Raw genomic sequence first — 14,221 nt, 5'->3', positions numbered from 1 at the left:
GTCGATCGAATACGAGCAGTGTCTGGAGGGCGGCTCGTACCTGATCCGCCGGACTGAACGGAACGACGCCGGAACAGCTACGGTAGTGGAGATCGGTCGTGGCATGACGCGGATCGGCGTGCTTGATCTCTGGCAGTTGATCGTCAGGGGAGACGCGGGCTGAACAGCCTGCGCGATGTGCAAACAAAGCGCGGGTCGCCTTGAGGCAACACGCCCCCGCAGGCGGCCCGGAGAGCGTGCAGATCTTCGGGGGCACGAACCAGATCCAGCGCCTGGTCATCAGCCGTTCCCTGGCCGAATAGGGCGGCGATACGTAGATCTGCCGATGTTTTGCGAACCCGCTGTGCCTAGTGTCGGCCGCATCGAGCGGTTTCGGAGAAGGTGGGTTCATGCGTGTGCTGACCGTGTTCCTCTCGGCCCTGCTCCTGACGACGGCCACCGGCGATCCCGCCCGTGCGAAACCGGCGGCGGCCGCCACGTCCGACGTCGTCTTCGAACGGGCCGACTTCTCCACCGGCACCGCCGAAGGCACGACGGCGGGTGACGGGCTGTCGTTCGGCTCGGCCGCGGGCACCGTCTCCCACACCGACGCGCTCGGCACCAAGACCTGGGAGTACGCCCGCTGGACCGGCCCCGAGCGGGCCATCGGCTTCCCCGCCACCGAGCTGATCGCGTCCTGGACCGCGGACGTCCCGCAGGGGAGCTGGCTGCAGGTCGAGGCCCGGGGCAGGAACGCCGAGGGACTGACCGCGTGGTACTCGCTGGGCCGCTGGTCCTACGCCGAGGGCGACATCCTGCGGACGTCGGTGCCCGGCCAGGGTGACGCGGACGCCTCCGTGGCGGTGGACACGCTGGTCGCGGCGGCGGGCAAGCCGCTGACCGGCTACCAGCTCCGGCTGACCCTCTACCGCAAGCCGGGCTCGTCGGTGGCGCCGCGGGTGCGTACGTCCGGCGTGATGACCTCCAACGTGCCCGAGCGCAAGACCGTGCCGGTGAGCCCCGGCGGCGGCGCGTGGGGCACGGAGCTGGCCGTGCCGCGCCGCTCCCAGAACGTGCACCAGGGCCACTACCCCGAATGGGACGGCGGCGGCGAGGCGTGGTGCAGCCCGACCTCGACCACCATGGTGCTGGGCTACTGGGGCCGGTGGCCGAGCGCGCGGGACACGTCGTGGGTCGATCCGTCCGACCCGAACCCCGAGGTCGATTACGCCGCCCGCCACACCTACGACCACGCCTACCAGGGGGCGGGCAACTGGCCGTTCAACACGGCGTACGCGGGCCGCTACGGGCTCGACGGGTTCGTCACCAGGCTGCGCTCGCTGACCGAGCTGGAGGCGCTGGTCAAGGCGGGGATCCCGGTGATCACCTCGCAGTCGTTCAAGAAGGGGGAGCTGCCCGGGGCGGGGTACGGCACGAACGGGCACCTCATGGCGGTCGTCGGCTTCACCCCCGGCGGCGACGTGATCGCCAACGACCCGGCGTCGCCGAGCAACGCGGCCGTGCGGCACGTGTACCCGCGCGCGAGCTTCGAGAACGTGTGGCTGCGCAGCTCCAGCAGCGGGGGCGTGGCGTACGTCATCCACCCGCCGGACCACCCGCTGCCCCCGACGACGCCCGGACTGCCCGCCAACTGGTGACCGACCGGGGAGGCAACGGCGGCGGCGACCAGGTCTGCCGCGAGGTCGTGTCAGCGGCCGTGTCAGTACGGCGACGGCCCGGTGTCAGGGCGGTCGGTGATCGTGGACGTCATGAACAGTTCGACGAACGCGGCCTCGGAGCCGCGCAGGGCATACGAAGACAAGACCGTGCTCGGCGGCGGCGGCAGGGTACGCAAGCTGCGGCGGGTGGGGGTCGCGGCGCTGGCGGCGGCGCTGCTCGCCGGTTCGGCGGCACCCGGGGTGGCCGCCGCGGACAGCGGTGCGGGCGCGCCGCGGGCCGCTGCCGGGCAGGACCGCCCGGAGCTGCGGCAGGCCGTCCAGGCATTCGTCGACGCCGGTTTCACCGGGGTGCAGGTACGCGTGCACGATCAGCGGGGTGAGTGGGTCGGCAGCGCCGGGGTGAGCAGGCTGGGCGCGAGCGCCGAGCCGCCCACGAACGGCCGGTTCTGGGTCGGCAGCGTCACCAAGACCTTCACCGCGACCCTGGTGCTGCAACTGGTCGCCGAGGGCGAGATCGGGCTGGACGACCCGGTGGCCGACCACCTGCCCGAGTTCGGGCTGGACCGGCGGATCACCGTACGGATGCTGCTGCGGCACACCAGCGGGTTGTTCAACTACACCGGCGAGTACTACGACGACGGGACGGTGGTGCCGGGGATCCCCGCCACGGGCAACGAGTGGCTGGACAGCCGGTTCAAGACCTACCGGCCGGAGGAGCTGGTACGGCTGGCGCTGTCCAAGCCGGCGAGGTTCGCGCCGGGCACGGACCAGAACTACGCCAACACCAACTACACGCTGGCCCTGCTGCTGATCGAGAAGGTCACCGGCCACTCGTACGCCGAGGAGTTGCAGCGGCGCATCGTAGGGCCGCTCGGGCTGAAGGGCACCGTGGTCCCCGGCGACCGGACGCGGCTCCCCGGGCCGCACGCCCACGGCTACTACCGCTACCAGGACGCCGGCCAGTGGAAGACGGTCGACGTCTCCCGGCAGAACCTCTCCCTGCTGGCCGGCGCCGGTGACCTGATCTCGACCACCCAGGATCTCCAAACGTTCGTCTCCGCGCTGATGGGCGGCGAGCTTCTGCCCGCCGGGCTGCTGGCCGAGATGCGCGAGCCGTACGGGAAGCTCGGCTACGGGCTCGGGCTGTTCGCGCAGGACCTGGGGCCGGGCTGCGGCACCGTCCTCCAGCACAACGGCAGCCCTCCGCACGGCTTCGGGGCGCTGATGTACAGCTCACCCGACGGCGGCAGGACCCTGACCGCCTCGGTGACCTATGTGGACGACGCCGCGAGGTCCTTGGGCATGAAGGAGTTTCCGAAGGTGCTGGACCGGCTCGTCAAGGAGGTGTTCTGCGACGGGTCGGCGCGGTAGACGGGCCGGGGCGGGCCGGGCCGGGCCGAATGCGGCGCGGCCCGGCCCGGCCCACCTGCTGTCAGCTCGCGGCCGGGACGTAGGACAGGTGGAGCACGCCGGTCGCGAACGTGTCCGACCTGGTCAGCTTCAGCGGGTGCGTCGGGTCGTCCTCGAACAGCCGCTGCCCCCGGCCGACGACGATCGGGTGGACGAGCAGGTTCAGCTCGTCGAGCAGCCCGTTGGCCAGCAGCCAGCGCATGGTGGTCGCCGAGCCGGACATCTGCAGGTCGCCTTCGAGCTCCTCCTTCAGCTCGCGCAGTTGGGTGGCGACGTCGCCGGCGATGACGGTGGTGTTGGCCCAGTCCGCCCTCTTCAGGCTGTTCGACAGGACGAACTTGCGGGACTCGTTGAACGTCTTGGCGATGTCGGGGTCGTTTTCCGTGGTCGGCCAGTACGCCGCCCACTCGTCGTAGAGCGTGCGGCCCATCAGGAAGCCCGCCGCGGTCGACACCCCCGCCTCGACCACGGCGCCCATCTCGTCGCTCCAGTACGGGAAGTGCCACTGGTCGGGCCGCTCCACCACGCCGTCCACCGAGATGAAGAAGCTGGAAATGATCTTTGCCATCGATGTCGTTCCTCACGTCACCAGAGTCATCGGTACGAGGCGGACGAGTCGTGCCCTCCCCTCCGCAGGGACATTAGGGGGAACGCGGCACCCAGGTCTTGTACGGAAACGACACCCGTCCCGGCCCGCCCGCACCCCCCGACCGGCGCGGTCACATGAAGAGGCCGCCGTTGTGCAGGCCCTCGCCCTGCGGCTCCAGCGCGTACGCGATGCCCGCGTCGATGGCACTCTCGAACCCCGTCAGAAAGGCCACCTGGTAGGCGTTGTCACCGAGGAGGTCGCGGGCCTCCTCCTCGCACGCCTCCCTGGCCGCCACCCACGCGGGCACGCTCGCCTGCGCCTGGCCGTGGACGCTCCAGATCCGCCGCGCCAGCCCGAGCAGCCGGGCCGCCCGGTAGGCCCGCCCGGCCGCACCCGCCGCCAGGGCGAGCAGGTCGACGGCCAGGCCGATGCCGAAGCTGTCGTGCAGCCGCCGCTTGACGCGCAGCGCCTCCTGCCCGAACGCGACGGCCGCGTCGAGGCGTCCACCGTCCAGCTCGGCCCGGCCGCGCAGGAGGTCGCCGTGGGCGCGCATCGCCTGCTCGCCGCGCCGGTCGCACAGCGAGCGCAGGTCCTCCAGCACGGCGACGGCGTCGTCGGTACGTCTGTCCGCGATGAGCGCGTGGGCCCGGCACAGCAGGGCCAGCAGCCGGGCGATGGTGAGCGGATCGTCGCCCCGCGGGGCGCGGCAGGCGCGCTCCGACTCGGCCACCGCCTGGAGCAGGTCGCCGCGGATCACCCCGGCCGACGCCCTGAGCGCGCTGACGCACGCGGCCGCGTGATCGTCGCCAACGGAGACGGCGGAGACGGCGGAGGCAGCGGAGGCAGCAGAGGCGGCCAGCTCGATCTGCGCGGCCCTGGACTCGGCGCCCTCCGCGTCACCCTGCGTGGCCGCCAGCAGGCCGTCCGCCCACAACGCCCGCGTGAGCGCCGGGCCCGGCCGGGTGTCGAGGGCCAGGGCCTGGGCCAGGTAGTGGCGGCCCTCCTTGGCGTAGCCGCAGCCGTACCAGAAGAACGCCAGCGTCCCGGCCAGTTCCAGGGCCGCCCGGCCGTCCCCGGCGGTGAGCGCCGTCGCCAGGGCGGCGCGCAGGTTGTCGTGCTCGCCGATCATCCGGTCGTACCAGGAGATCTGGCCGGGGCCGAGCCAGCCGGTGGCGCCCTTGGCGGCCAGCGCGAGGTAGTGCTCGTAGTGTCGCCGCCTGAACCGCTCCTCCTCGCCGAGGTCGCGCAACCGCGACGCGCCGTACTCGCGCAGCGCGTCGAGCATCCGGTAGCGCTCACCAGCGCCGGTGGGCAGCCAGGTCAGGATCGACTCGTCGGCCAGCGCGTCGAGCAGCAGCCCGATGTCCGCCCCGGCCAGGAGGTCGTCGGCGCACACCTGGCGCACGGCCTCGGCGTCGAAGTCACCCGCGAACACCGACAGGCGCGCCCAGAGCAGGCGCTCGGCCGGTTCGCACAGCTCGTGGCTCCACCCGACCACGGTACGCAGCGCCCGATGCCACGACGGGCCTGCCGCACCGGCCGGGGCAGGGGCGTCCCCCTGGGCGGCGAACCGTTCGTCGAGCCGGTCGGCCAGGTACGCGATGGGCAGCTCGCGCAGCCGCGCCGCGGCCAGCTCGAGGGCCAGCGGGACGCCCTCGAGCCGACGGCACAGGCGTACGACGACCTCCTGGTCCGCGTCGGCGAGGTCGAGGCCGGGCACGGTCTCGGCGGCGCGCTCGGCCAGCAGCGCCACCGCGTCGCCACCCGCGAGCGTCGCCGGGCCGGGTGACGGGACCGACAGCGGCTCGACCTCGTACACCAGTTCGCCCGGCGCCTCCAGCGGGCGGCGGCCGGTGGCCAGCACGCGCAGCCCGGGCACGGCGTCGAGCAGCGCCTCGATCGTGCCGGCGCAGGCGCCCGCCAGGTGTTCGCAGGCGTCGAGGACGATCAGCATCTCCCGCCCTGACAGGTGCTCGGCCAGCACCTCGACCATGGGGCGGGTGGTCCGGTCGGTGAGCCGCAGCGCCTCGGCGATCGCGTGCGGCAGCAGCCTGCCGTCGTCCAGCGAGGACAGCTCGACCAGCCAGGCCCCGCCGCCGAACTCGGGCCGCAGCTCGGCCGCGGCCCGCAACGCCAGCCGCGACTTGCCGACCCCGCCCGCGCCCGTGAGCGTCACCAGCCGCGACTGCCGACAGGCCCTGCGCACCTGGTCAAGCTCGCTCCGGCGGCCGATCAGGCTCGTCAGCTCCGGTGGGAGGTTGCCTGCCTGCCACTTCGCCATCGTGATCGCCACCCATCGGCTGCCGGTGTGACAGCAGCTTGCCTGATTGCGCCGTGCTCCGTCACTAAAAGTGAAAAAGGAACTACTACTGACCCAGGAGATGTTGCGCCCGCGTTACCTGCGGCGTCAAGGGCCGGTGCACGCAAGGCTGCCCCGCCGGCGCACGCAGGGCGGCCCCGCCGGTGCAGGCAAGGCGGCACCGCCGGCGCACCGGCGGGCTCGCGGGCCGCGCCTCCGAGGAAAGCCGCCCGGATCATGAAAGGTTCGGAAGGTACGCACTGACCTCGAAGGAACTCCAGTGGGACACGATCACGAAGGCCGGCGGGTGAGCCGGCGACGGCTGATCACCGGAATCAGCTCGCTCGGGCTCGGCGGCCTCATCTCCGCCTCGGGCCCTGGAGTCAGGGCCACGGCGCTGGCCGACTCCCGTTTCGCCGGGGCCCCGGCCTGCGCTCTGACGCCGACCGCGACGAAGGGCCCCTTCTACTTCGACTCCGACCTGGTCCGCCGCGACATCCGCGAGGACCGGCCGGGCACGCGGCTGGACCTGGCCGTCAGGGTCCAGGACAGCCGGACGTGCCGGCCGCTGCCCGGCGCGGTGGTCGAGATCTGGCAATGCGACGCGGCCGGGCTCTACTCCGGCGCGGAGAAGGTCTCCAAGCACGGCGTCGTCGCCGCCCCGAGCACGACGGCGGAGAACGGCAAGTCCGACTGGACCGACCTGAAGCCCGCCGACCACAAGCGCTACCTGCGCGGCGCCCAGGCCGCCGACGCCGCGGGCGTCGTCGAGTTCACCACCATCTGGCCGGGCTGGTACCGGGGCAGGACGGTGCACATCCACGTCATGGTGCACATCAGCGACAGGCGGGTGCTGAGCACGCAGCTCATGTTCGACGACGCGCTCAACGCCGAGGTGCTGTCCAGGCCGCCGTACTCGGAGCGGGAGGGACGGCGGGACACCTTCAACAAGGGGGACGAGGACTTCCGCGACGGCGTGCTGCTGAAGGTCACCAAGCAGGGTGACGGCTACCTGGGCACCGTCGTCCTGACCGCCGACCCCGAGTAACCGGCACAAGACGTACGGGCCCGGCGGAAACCGGTCCACATCCGGCTAGGGTGGTCACCGTTCACGCGAGGAGAGGAAGATCCGGTGAGCGCTAGCGGTGGGCCGGCCATCCCCGAGGTGGTCGAGAGCCCGAGCCGGCCGGCGGCCCCGTCGAACGCCCTGACGCGCTGGCTGCTGCAGCACCGGGTCCAGCCGGTCGGCCCCGAGTCGGCGGAGGGCCACGCCGAGCCTCAGTCGTGGTGGAAGGTCATGTGCCTGACCGGCGTCGACTACTTCTCCACCCTGGCCTACCTGCCCGGCATCGCCGCCCTGGCGGCCGGGGCCCTGTCGCCGCTGGCCACGCTGCTGATCGTGGCGCTGACGCTGCTGGGCATGCTGCCGATGTACCGCAGGGTGGCCAAGGAGAGCCCGCACGGGCAGGGGTCGGTGGCGATGCTGGAGCGGCTGCTGCCGTTCTGGCGCGGCAAGCTCTTCGTGCTGGTGCTGCTGGGGTTCGTGGCCACGTCGTGGATCGTCACGATCACGCTGTCGGCGGCCGACGCCTCGGTCCACATCCTGGAGAACCCGTACGCCCCCGGCTTCCTGCACGGGCACGCGGTGGCGATCACGGTGGTGCTGCTGGTGGTGCTCGGCGGGGTGTTCCTGCTCGGCTTCACCGAGGCGGTCGGGGTGGCGATCCCGCTCGTGGCGCTCTTCCTCGGGCTGAACGCCGTGGTCGTGGTCGTGGGGCTGACCGAGGTGCTGGGCGACCCGGCGGCGCTGTCGCGATGGACCGACGCGCTGGCGAGCGGGCAGGGCGGCGGCGGGGCGGCCGGGCTGCTCTGGCCGGCGGTGCTGGCCTTCCCGCTGCTGGTGCTGGGGCTGTCGGGGTTCGAGACGGGTGTCAGCATGATGCCGCTGGTCGCGGCCGAGGGCCGTGGTCGCGAGGAGCGGCTGCGCTCGCGCATCCGCAACACGCGCAAGCTGCTCACCGCGGCCGCGCTCATCATGAGCGTCTACCTCATCGCCACCAGCTTCGTGACGACCGTGCTCATCCCGGCCGCGGAGTTCCGGCCGGGCGGGGAGGCCAACGGCAGGGCGCTGGCCTACCTGGCGCACGAGCGGCTCGGCGAGGTGTTCGGCACGGCGTACGACATCAGCACGATCCTCATCCTGTGGTTCGCGGGCGCCTCCGCGATGGCCGGGCTGATCAACATCGTGCCGCGTTACCTGCCCTCCTACGGCATGGCGCCCGAATGGGGGCGGGCCGTGCGTCCGGTGGTGCTCGTCTACACGGGCATCTGCGTGGTCCTCACGATCGCCTTCGACGCGGACGTGGACGCCCAGGCGGGCGCGTACGCCACCGGGATCCTGGCCATGATGGTCTCCGGCGCGGTCGCGGTGACGATCTCCGCCGTACGCAAGAGGCAGCGGTGGGCCACCGCGGGGTTCGCGGTGCTGACTCTCGTGCTGGTGTACGCGCTGGCGGAGAACATCAGGGAGAAGCCCGACGGGATCGCCATCTCCGCGCTGTTCATCGTCGGCATCATCGTGATCTCGCTGGTCTCGCGGGTCTCGCGTACGACGGAGCTGCGGGCCGACTCGATCGAGTTCGACGCGGCGGCGCGGCGGTTCGTGGCCGACTCGATCGCCCACGACGGGGCGCTCAACCTCATCGCCAACCGCCGTCAGTCGGGCGACGTGGCCGAGTACGCCGCCAAGGAGGCCGAGCAGCGCGGCATGAACCCGGTCCCCGGGCAGGCCGACGTGTTGTTCCTGGAGATCGACGTCATCGACCCGTCCGCGTTCAGCGACGTGCTGCGGGTACGCGGCGTCGAGGTGGACGGGCACCGCGTGCTGCGGGCCGAGAGCCCGGCCGCGCCGAACGCCATCGCCGCCGTCCTGCTGGCCCTGCGCGACGCCACCGGGGTGCGTCCGCACTGCTACTTCGAGTGGGCGGAGGGGGCGCCGCTGACGCACCTGCTGCGCTACCTCATCCTCGGACGCGGTGACACGGCCCCGGTCGTACGGGAGATCATCCGCGTCGGCGAGCCCGACCCGGCCCGCCGCCCCGGCATCCACGTCGGCGGCTGATCCGGCCGGTGCCGATCTGGTGGCGGGGCACCGCTCAGGTATGATTTGGACAGTTGCCCAAGTCGCTTGCCCAAGAGGAGAGCATGGCACACAGTTCAGCGGAACGCGGCAAGGCCACCCGGCAGCGGCTGCTCGACGCGGCCGTCGCGCTCGTCCCCGAGGCCGGTTGGGGCGGCGTCACGACGAGGCTCGTCGCCGAGCGGGCCGGGGTGGCGCCGGGCGTGGTGCACTACCACTTCGCCTCCGTCACCGACCTGCTGGTCGCCGCCGGGCTCGGCTTCACCGAGGAACTGCTCGGGTGTCTCGCCGTGGAGCTGCGCGGGCGGCCCGGCATCGAGGAAGGCGTCGAGTGGCTGCTGGGCGAGCTGTCGAGGCACAGCGGCACCGACCCGGCCTCGCTGCTGGTGGTCGAGATGTTCCTGGCCTCGACCCGGCTGCCGGAGCTGCGCGAGCGGCTCAGGGACCAGATCGTGCGGTTCCGCGCCTCCGTGGCGTACTGGCTGGCCGAGCGCGGTTACCGGGGTGACGCGGGAGCCGCGGCCGCGATGCTGGCGGCGGCGGTCGACGGGATCATGCTGCACCGCGCGCTCGACCCCGGTCTGGATCTCGCGACGCTGGCCGGTCCGCTGCGCGCCATGTTCGGCCCCACGCCGGGCGACGACCCGAGCCCCGACCCGAGAAAGGCGGAACCGTCGTGAAGGCACTGATCTGCGGCGCCGGCATCGCCGGGCTGACGCTGGCCTGGCAGCTCGAACGCGCCGGTTGGGAGGTGGAGCTGGTCGAGCGGGCGGCGGCACTCCGCGACGGCGGCTACATGATCGACTTCTACGGCCCCGGCCACGAGGTCGCCGAGCGGATGGGGCTGCTCCCCCGGCTGCGCGAGGCCCGCCACCCGCTCAACGAGCTGAGCTACGTCGACCGTGACGGCCGCCGTACCAGCCACCTGACGCTGACGTCCGGCCTGGAGGGGGTGATCAGCCTGCTCCGCGGCGACCTGGCCAGGGCCGTCGCCGACGGCGTGCGCTCCCCCATCACGTACGGCACCACGGTCGAGGCCGCGGACCAGCACCCCGGCGGGGTGTCGGTGCGGCTGAGCGACGGCACGACCCGCGAGGCCGACCTGCTCGTGGGCGCGGACGGCGCCCGCTCCCGGGTGCGTGAGCTGGCGTTCGGCCGGGTGACGCCGCGCTACCTCGGTCACCAGGTCGCCGCCTGCGTCGTGACCGACGCCGGACTGAGCCGCCGGGTCGGCACCCGGTACCAGATGCTCACCGAGCCCGGTCTGATGGCCGGTGCGTACGCGCTGCGCGACGACCGGCTCGCCCTGCTGTTCCTGCGCCGTGAGCCCGACCCCACCCTGCCCGACGACCCGGTCGCCGACCTGCGCCGCCACTTCGGCGGGCTCGGCTGGATCCTGCCCGAGGCGCTGTCGCGCTGCCCAGGACCGCCCGAGCTGTACCACGACCTGGTGACCCAGGTGGAGCTGGAGAGCTGGCACCGCGGGCGGATCGTGCTCGTGGGCGACGCGTGTCAGGCGGTGTCGCTGTTCGCCGGGCACGGGGCGTCGATGGCGATGGCCGGCGCCTGGGTCCTGGCCGACGAACTCACCGCCGCCCGCCGCGACGGCTCAGGCGGCTCGGGCGGCTCGGGCCACCAGGGCGGCTCGGGCGGCGACCTGTCCGGGGCTCTGGAGCGCTACCACGGGCGGATGGCGCCGGTGATCGACGAGGTCCAGCGGTTCGGGAGGCGGTTCATCCAGTGGATGGCCCCCTCGCACCGCTGGCGCATCGTCGTCCGCGACCTGGTGTTCCGGCTGGCCGCGCTGCCGGGAGGCGGCCGCCTGTTCGTCAACTCGCTCAGTCCGGGCGGCCACGACCTCATCGTCCCGCGCTCCGACCCCCTCCGTGGGACTCAGGCGCGCTGAGAAGTCGGACCTGGGCACAAAAGGGATTGGCCGCGTACGGTGGACGCCCAGTACGATGCCCGATCATGGCGTGTCGCATCTCTGAACTGATCATCCCTTGCCAGGATCCGCACCGGCTGGCGGCGTTCTGGTGCCAGGTGCTGGACTTCATCGTGCTCGACACCGAGGACGGCGGCGCGGTGGAGATCGGACCACGGGAAGGGTTCGGCGGCTTGCAGCCGACCCTGATCTTCAGCCCCACCACCGAGCCCAAGACGGGCAAGCTGCGCCTGCACTTCGACGTCAACCCCACCGACCGCGACCAGGACGCCGAGCTCGAACGCCTCATGAAGCTCGGCGCACGCCCTGCCGACATCGGCCAGACCGGTGAGGAGCAATGGCACGTCCTGGTCGACCCAGAAGACAACGAGTTCTGCCTCCTGCGAGCCCGCCTGAGCTGAGCGTCGGCCCGCACCGGCAGACGACCCTCAGCGCCACGAGCCGCAGGAGTGGGATAGACGTGACTATGCACGAGAGTGGCCAACACATCGGTCAGATGCTGGCAGAGGCCGTCCAGGCGCTCGCGCGTACGACGGAGCCGCACGCGGACAGCACCGTCCAGGGCAGCGGCGAGGCGGCGGCCGGGCAGGTGCGGGCGGTGGCCGGGCAGGACGGGCGGTTGCGCGAGCTGCACCTCAATCCTCGGGCCATGCGGATGGCGTCGGAGGACCTCGCACGGGAGATCCTCGTGGCGGTCAACGCCGCGCTGGACGACCTGCGGGCGTCCCTGCCGGGGCTGCGGGGAGCCGAGCTGACGGATCCGCAGGAGCTGGCCGAGAAGCTGGGCGACGTGCACGCCGACGTGATGCGGCGGTTGGACGAGTTCGCCGACGGGGTCGAGCTGGCCACGCGGCGGCTGGAGACGCGGTGAGCGAGCGCTTCGACCAGGGGACGGAGGTCTCTCGCGCCGACCTCCGCAGCACCGGTGCGGGGCTGGGTGAGACCGGCGCGACCTGGCTGGAGGCGGTGGGTGCGTTGCGCGCCGGTCTCGAGGGAGATGGCGACCCATGGGGCGAGGAGGCCGGGAGCCTGGTCCAGGCCGGCTACCTCGCGATCACCAAGAGAGCGCTGGAGGTGTTCGAGTCCCAGGGGGAACGACAGGTGACCTCAGGAGACGATGTGCACGTCATGGAGGCGAACTACCGGGACACGGAGCAGCGCAGCGCGGAGGACGTCGCACGGATCCAGCGGGCCATCGAGGGGGTGTGACGCCCGGGGCGGAACGGGAGCCGGTCAGCGGCGAATCTCGTCAGGGGCGAGGAGCACGCCCACCGGCCCTTCGGGATTGACGGCGACGCCGACGTCCGACGGCAGCAGCGCGACCAGGTCGCGGCCGCGCAGGCGCTGCCAGTTCGTGGCACCGTCCGGCAGGGCGGCCGGCAGGTGGGCGCGGGCCGTGTAGGCGAACGCCACCCGGCCGTCGCCCGTGTCGAACACCGGCACCCCGCCTCCCGGTCCGGCGGCCACGATCACTTCCGCCTCCAGCAGCAGCGGCACGAGGTCGCGGTCGCCCGCGTAGCCGGTCGAGGCGAGTTGCACGGCACGGTCGAGCGGGTCGGTGGGCTCTGGGTGACCCAGCGCCACCGGCGAGGGCCGGTAGCCGGCGTTGTGGCGGAACTCGCCGGTGATCTCGCCACGCTCGTCGACCTGCCAGGCACCGACGATGCCGTACGGCGGCACCTCCCCGTCGGGGTCGAAGAACGGATCGATCACGTACATCCAGGAGCCCGGGCGCAGTTGTGCCTGCCGCCGCAGATCGTCGGTGACCGGCGGCGGGGGCGGCGGGCTGTCATTCACGGCGATCCTCCTGGCCTCAGCCCCGGATGGCCGGGGTACGGGTTGTAGTGCGGGTTGGGGATGAAGTTCTCCGGCGTCCTGGGCACCCCTCGCTGCCAGGCGCCGGAGATGTACCTCCGGTGCACGCCGCCGGGAAAGGCGATCTCGCGCTCGTGGGACAGATGGGCGGCGGCCCGTACCGTCTCCTGGACGTCGATCCCGCCGGGGGCGTCCACCTCGTAGACGTAGCGGCGCGGGAACGCGTCATCGATGTCCATGCGCGTGCTGGTGCCGACGAAGGCTGACGGCCTGGCTTTGAGCACGTAGTCGGACAGGTTGGTCATCGACGGGTCGCGCGGATGGAGTCCCTCCTCGAAGACCACGTCTGGAGACCTGTCCGAGGCGCGGTAGACCGGCGGGCGATCACGGCGCCAGATGGGATACGGCGTGATGCTCCTGACGTCGACGCTGTCGTCGGCCGCCGCCTCGAGGTAGTTGTCGGGGTCGCGTACGGGGGTCGGTGGGCGCTTGCCGGGCGGGATCGCGCCGGCCCCGACCTTGGGGGGCGGCTTGCGCAACAGCCCTGCGGCGTGATCGAACAAGCGCAGTGCGCGGCGTTCCAGCAGGTCGGCCATCTTGCCGACGATCTCCCGCCAAGCCGTCCTGGAGCCGCCCACGACGATGGGAACGCCCGCCAGCGAGGCGCCGGCCGTGGGCCCCGAGGCCGCGACCAGCCGCGAAAGATTCAGGGCGAACCGGACCAGGACGACGATCAGCGCGACCTTCATGACCAGCACGATCATGGCCGAGAGGTGCAGCGCACCGCCGATGACCAGCGCGGCGGCGATCGCGTCGCCGGAGCGGCCCGAGGTGTCGCGCCAGTCTCCGCCGAACGCCCGGACCCCCTCGCTGTGGTTGCGCACGGTGGTCGTGGCGGCGTGCGTGTCGGCGGTCGCGGAGACGCGCGTCGCTGTCACCGCGAAGGAGGTCCACCGGATCCCGGCCCTGTGCAACAGAGTCTCGTCGACCAGCGGCCACGAGCCGACGAGGTTGAGCAGCGTGGCGACCTCGGGCGGCGGCTGCAGCGACACGGTGCCCTCCTCGCCACGGGACTCTGTCCGCGATCACACATCCGAGGCGATCATTGTATGGGGACGCGGTGCGAGGACGGCCTCGGCTGCCCGGGAAGGCTGGTGGCTCCCGCCACCCGGGAAGCCGGGTGGCTCACGCCGCGGGGTCCGCCTCTTCGGGGCGCAACGCGTCCGCGTCGTCCGCGTCGTGCCCGCCGTCGCTGCGGTCCAGCGCGAGCTTGGCGATCCTGAAGCGGGCGCAGCGCGCTTCGAGTTCGCGTTCGTCTTCCAGAATCCACTGATCGATCATGGGCATCACAGTGATCACGATCCGG

14 protein-coding genes are annotated in these 14,221 nt (G+C 72.3%); 9 read left to right on the top strand and 5 right to left on the bottom strand.

Annotation, left to right across the window (positions count from 1 at the left end; translation table 11 throughout):
* Positions 1-389: 389 nt before the first annotated feature.
* Together ACZ6S0_RS20595 and ACZ6S0_RS20590 are read left to right on the top strand one after the other, a co-directional pair.
* A complete protein-coding gene (locus ACZ6S0_RS20595) occupies positions 390-1,637 on the top strand; it encodes a C39 family peptidase (protein ID WP_465919816.1) in 1,248 nt (415 codons plus the stop codon).
* Between the two features lie 111 nt (positions 1,638-1,748).
* A complete protein-coding gene (locus tag ACZ6S0_RS20590; RefSeq protein ID WP_465919813.1) occupies positions 1,749-3,029 on the top strand; it encodes a serine hydrolase domain-containing protein in 1,281 nt (426 codons plus the stop codon).
* 61 nt (positions 3,030-3,090) lie between these two features.
* Here the strand turns inward: ACZ6S0_RS20590 and ACZ6S0_RS20585 are convergent, their stop codons facing one another.
* Complete coding sequence (locus ACZ6S0_RS20585; RefSeq protein ID WP_465919809.1) at positions 3,091-3,636, bottom strand: dihydrofolate reductase family protein; 546 nt, start codon at positions 3,634-3,636, stop codon at positions 3,091-3,093.
* A gap of 151 nt (positions 3,637-3,787) precedes the next feature.
* Positions 3,788-5,938 carry an ATP-binding protein gene (locus ACZ6S0_RS20580; protein ID WP_465919807.1) on the bottom strand — a complete coding sequence of 717 codons (2,151 nt, stop codon included), beginning with the start codon at positions 5,936-5,938 and terminating at the stop codon, positions 3,788-3,790.
* A gap of 298 nt (positions 5,939-6,236) precedes the next feature.
* Between ACZ6S0_RS20580 and ACZ6S0_RS20575 the strand changes: the two genes are divergently transcribed.
* The 7 genes from ACZ6S0_RS20575 to ACZ6S0_RS20545 all read left to right on the top strand — a co-directional run bounded on the left by ACZ6S0_RS20575 (position 6,237) and on the right by ACZ6S0_RS20545 (position 12,249).
* Positions 6,237-7,004: a dioxygenase family protein gene (locus ACZ6S0_RS20575; protein ID WP_465919805.1), complete on the top strand. Its 768-nt coding sequence runs from the start codon at positions 6,237-6,239 to the stop codon at positions 7,002-7,004.
* A gap of 84 nt (positions 7,005-7,088) precedes the next feature.
* Positions 7,089-9,077 (top strand): APC family permease, encoded by a 1,989-nt coding sequence (locus ACZ6S0_RS20570; RefSeq protein WP_465919802.1) that lies wholly within the window; start codon positions 7,089-7,091, stop codon positions 9,075-9,077.
* 83 nt (positions 9,078-9,160) lie between these two features.
* Complete coding sequence (locus tag ACZ6S0_RS20565; protein WP_465919801.1) at positions 9,161-9,775, top strand: TetR/AcrR family transcriptional regulator; 615 nt, start codon at positions 9,161-9,163, stop codon at positions 9,773-9,775.
* Complete coding sequence (locus ACZ6S0_RS20560; protein WP_465919798.1) at positions 9,772-11,001, top strand: FAD-dependent monooxygenase; 1,230 nt, start codon at positions 9,772-9,774, stop codon at positions 10,999-11,001. The genes ACZ6S0_RS20565 and ACZ6S0_RS20560 overlap by 4 nt, the downstream gene beginning before the upstream one ends.
* A 65-nt stretch (positions 11,002-11,066) precedes the next feature.
* A complete protein-coding gene (locus ACZ6S0_RS20555) occupies positions 11,067-11,441 on the top strand; it encodes a VOC family protein (RefSeq protein ID WP_465919795.1) in 375 nt (124 codons plus the stop codon).
* Positions 11,442-11,506: 65 nt separating this feature from the next.
* A complete protein-coding gene (locus ACZ6S0_RS20550; RefSeq protein ID WP_465920312.1) occupies positions 11,507-11,911 on the top strand; it encodes a YbaB/EbfC family nucleoid-associated protein in 405 nt (134 codons plus the stop codon).
* A complete protein-coding gene (locus tag ACZ6S0_RS20545) occupies positions 11,908-12,249 on the top strand; it encodes a hypothetical protein (RefSeq protein WP_465919792.1) in 342 nt (113 codons plus the stop codon). Before ACZ6S0_RS20550 ends, ACZ6S0_RS20545 begins: the two co-directional genes overlap by 4 nt.
* A gap of 24 nt (positions 12,250-12,273) precedes the next feature.
* On the opposite strand, the gene ACZ6S0_RS20540 is transcribed toward ACZ6S0_RS20545, so the two are convergent.
* From ACZ6S0_RS20540 to ACZ6S0_RS20530, 3 genes are all read right to left on the bottom strand, one after another.
* Positions 12,274-12,837, bottom strand: a complete 564-nt coding sequence (locus tag ACZ6S0_RS20540; protein WP_465919790.1) for a type VII secretion system-associated protein — start codon at positions 12,835-12,837, stop codon at positions 12,274-12,276.
* The gene (locus ACZ6S0_RS20535) at positions 12,834-13,907 is read right to left on the bottom strand and encodes a scabin-related ADP-ribosyltransferase (protein ID WP_465919788.1); all 1,074 of its coding nucleotides are present in this window, start codon (positions 13,905-13,907) and stop codon (positions 12,834-12,836) included. Before ACZ6S0_RS20535 ends, ACZ6S0_RS20540 begins: the two co-directional genes overlap by 4 nt.
* 133 nt (positions 13,908-14,040) lie before the next feature.
* On the bottom strand, positions 14,041-14,196 hold the full coding sequence (locus ACZ6S0_RS20530; RefSeq protein ID WP_465919786.1) for a hypothetical protein: 156 nt from the start codon (positions 14,194-14,196) through the stop codon (positions 14,041-14,043).
* Positions 14,197-14,221: the final 25 nt, after the last annotated feature.

It is taken from the genome of Nonomuraea sp. NPDC051298, assembly GCF_055586305.1.
The sequence above is the reverse complement of the archived record's forward strand: the minus strand, read 5'-3'. Positions and strand labels throughout refer to the sequence as shown.

Coding starts and splice junctions, on each gene's coding strand:
- ACZ6S0_RS20595 (WP_465919816.1), top strand. CDS start 390: ATGCGTGTGCTGACCGTGTTCCTCTCGGCCCTGCTCCTGACGACGGCC.
- ACZ6S0_RS20590 (WP_465919813.1), top strand. CDS start 1,749: ATGAACAGTTCGACGAACGCGGCCTCGGAGCCGCGCAGGGCATACGAA.
- ACZ6S0_RS20585 (WP_465919809.1), bottom strand. CDS start 3,636: ATGGCAAAGATCATTTCCAGCTTCTTCATCTCGGTGGACGGCGTGGTG.
- ACZ6S0_RS20580 (WP_465919807.1), bottom strand. CDS start 5,938: ATGGCGAAGTGGCAGGCAGGCAACCTCCCACCGGAGCTGACGAGCCTG.
- ACZ6S0_RS20565 (WP_465919801.1), top strand. CDS start 9,161: ATGGCACACAGTTCAGCGGAACGCGGCAAGGCCACCCGGCAGCGGCTG.
- ACZ6S0_RS20555 (WP_465919795.1), top strand. CDS start 11,067: ATGGCGTGTCGCATCTCTGAACTGATCATCCCTTGCCAGGATCCGCAC.
- ACZ6S0_RS20550 (WP_465920312.1), top strand. CDS start 11,507: ATGCACGAGAGTGGCCAACACATCGGTCAGATGCTGGCAGAGGCCGTC.
- ACZ6S0_RS20530 (WP_465919786.1), bottom strand. CDS start 14,196: ATGATCGATCAGTGGATTCTGGAAGACGAACGCGAACTCGAAGCGCGC.